This window comes from Nocardiopsis sp. TNDT3, assembly GCF_003427465.1.
In the GTDB taxonomy this organism is placed as follows: Bacteria; Actinomycetota; Actinomycetes; order Streptosporangiales; family Streptosporangiaceae; genus Nocardiopsis; species Nocardiopsis dassonvillei.
Genome location: NZ_QPFC01001364.1, coordinates 1 through 1,660 on the forward strand (window position 1 = coordinate 1; position 1,660 = coordinate 1,660).

Genomic DNA, 1,660 nt, shown 5'->3' on the forward strand with positions numbered 1-1,660 from the left:
CGCGAGCGGCCCGGCCTCCGACGCCCCGCCCTCCCCTTCCAGCGCGGTGCGGCGGGTGCGGGTGCGCCTCAGGTACCGGGACGCCGACACCGCGCTCATCTACGTGGACGGCGTCGAGCTGGGAACCCTGTGGCGCGGCGGCGGATACGGGTGGGAGCTGCTGGTGGAAGGCTCCGAGCCGGACCTCTTCGTGCCCCTGGAGTCCGCCTTCGACCGGACCGACCTCGGCCAGGCCCTGCCCGAGCTGCTGGCCGAGCACTTCGGCGAGCCGGTCACCGTGTTCTCGGTCATCACCGAACAGGCCCACCGGCCGTGACGACCGCTCCGCCTAGGAGCAGTTGGCGCAGGTCCCGAAGACCTCCACGGTGTGCGTCACACCGGTGAAGCCGTACCGGGCGCCCATCTCGGCGGCCCACTTCTCCACCGTGGGCCCCTCGATCTCCACCGCGGTCGCGCACACCCGGCACACGATGTGGTGGTGGTGGCTCTCGGTGCCGCACGCCCGGTAGACGGCCTCGCCCTCGTCGGTGCGCAGCACGTCCACCTCACCGGAGTCGCTCAGCGCCTGGAGCGCCCGGTAGACGGTGGTCAGGCCGATCTTGGAACCGTCGGCGCGCAGGTCCGCGTACAGGTCCTGGGCGCTGCGGAAACCGTCGGAACCGGTCAGCGCCTGGCGGACCGCCTCGCGTCGTGTACTCATGGTCTCACCTTCCCCCGCTCAGTCTGGGGCATCGTACCGGTCGAACTCCCACCGGCGGGATCGAAGACCGCCGCGGAGCGGCGCCCCGAGGTGCGGCGCAGCACGCCGCCGACCGCCACGGCCACGCCGAAGACGGCCAGGGCCAGCAGCACGATCGTCGCGCCGGGGGAGAGTTCGGCGTAGAAGGACGTGGTCAGGCCGCCCACCGAGGACAGCAGTCCGATCAGCACGGCCAGGAGCATCGTCACCCGGAAGCTCTTGGTGAGCTGCTGTGCGGCGGCGACCGGGACGATCATCAGCGCGCTCACCATGAGCACGCCCACGACGCGCATCGCGATCACCACCGTCAGCGCGGCGGTCACGGCCAGCAGCACGCTCAGGAAGCGCACCGGCAGCCCGTGGGCCCGCGCCACCTCCTCGTCCTGGCACAGCACGAACAGCTCGCGGCCGAACACCGCCACCACCGCGATCACCCCGGCGGCGAGCACGCCCACCACCCACAGGTCGGACTCCTCCACCGTGCTCACCGAGCCGAACAGGTAGGAGACCAGCGTGGCGTTGCTCGCCCCGGGCGTGAGCCCGATGAGCAGCACGCCACCGGCGATGCCGCCGTAGAACAGCAGCGCCAGGGCCACGTCCCCGCTGGTGCGGGCGCGTACCCGCACCAACTCGATGAGGACGGCGCCCAGCGTGGCCACCACGGCCGCGGTGAGCACCGGAGAGGTGCTGGTGAGCAGGCCCAGCGCCACCCCGGTCAGGGCGACGTGGCCGATCCCGTCGCCCAGCAGGGCCAGACGCCGCTGGACGAGGTAGGTGCCGATGATCGGGGTGACCAGGCCGACGAGCACCGCCGCGACCAGCGCGCGCCGCATGAACTCGTAGTGGAGCAGCTCAGTCACGGCCGGGTACCTCGAGTCGGATCATCTCCGCGGCCGTGGTGCCCGCGGAGTCGGGAGCGTT

At 72.1% G+C, this 1,660-nt stretch carries 3 protein-coding genes; 1 reads left to right on the forward strand and 2 read right to left on the reverse strand.

What is annotated here, in order from left to right; translation table 11 throughout:
* Positions 1-316: hypothetical protein (locus DQW06_RS27860; protein ID WP_157983638.1), on the forward strand; the 316-nt coding region annotated here is incomplete at its 5' end.
* Between the two features lie 12 nt (positions 317-328).
* On the opposite strand, the gene DQW06_RS27865 is transcribed toward DQW06_RS27860, so the two are convergent.
* Positions 329-700: a Fur family transcriptional regulator gene (locus tag DQW06_RS27865; RefSeq protein WP_013151786.1), complete on the reverse strand. Its 372-nt coding sequence runs from the start codon at positions 698-700 to the stop codon at positions 329-331.
* Positions 697-1,599: a metal ABC transporter permease gene (locus tag DQW06_RS27870; RefSeq protein ID WP_013151787.1), complete on the reverse strand. Its 903-nt coding sequence runs from the start codon at positions 1,597-1,599 to the stop codon at positions 697-699. The genes DQW06_RS27865 and DQW06_RS27870 overlap by 4 nt, the downstream gene beginning before the upstream one ends.
* Positions 1,600-1,660 lie beyond the last annotated feature (61 nt).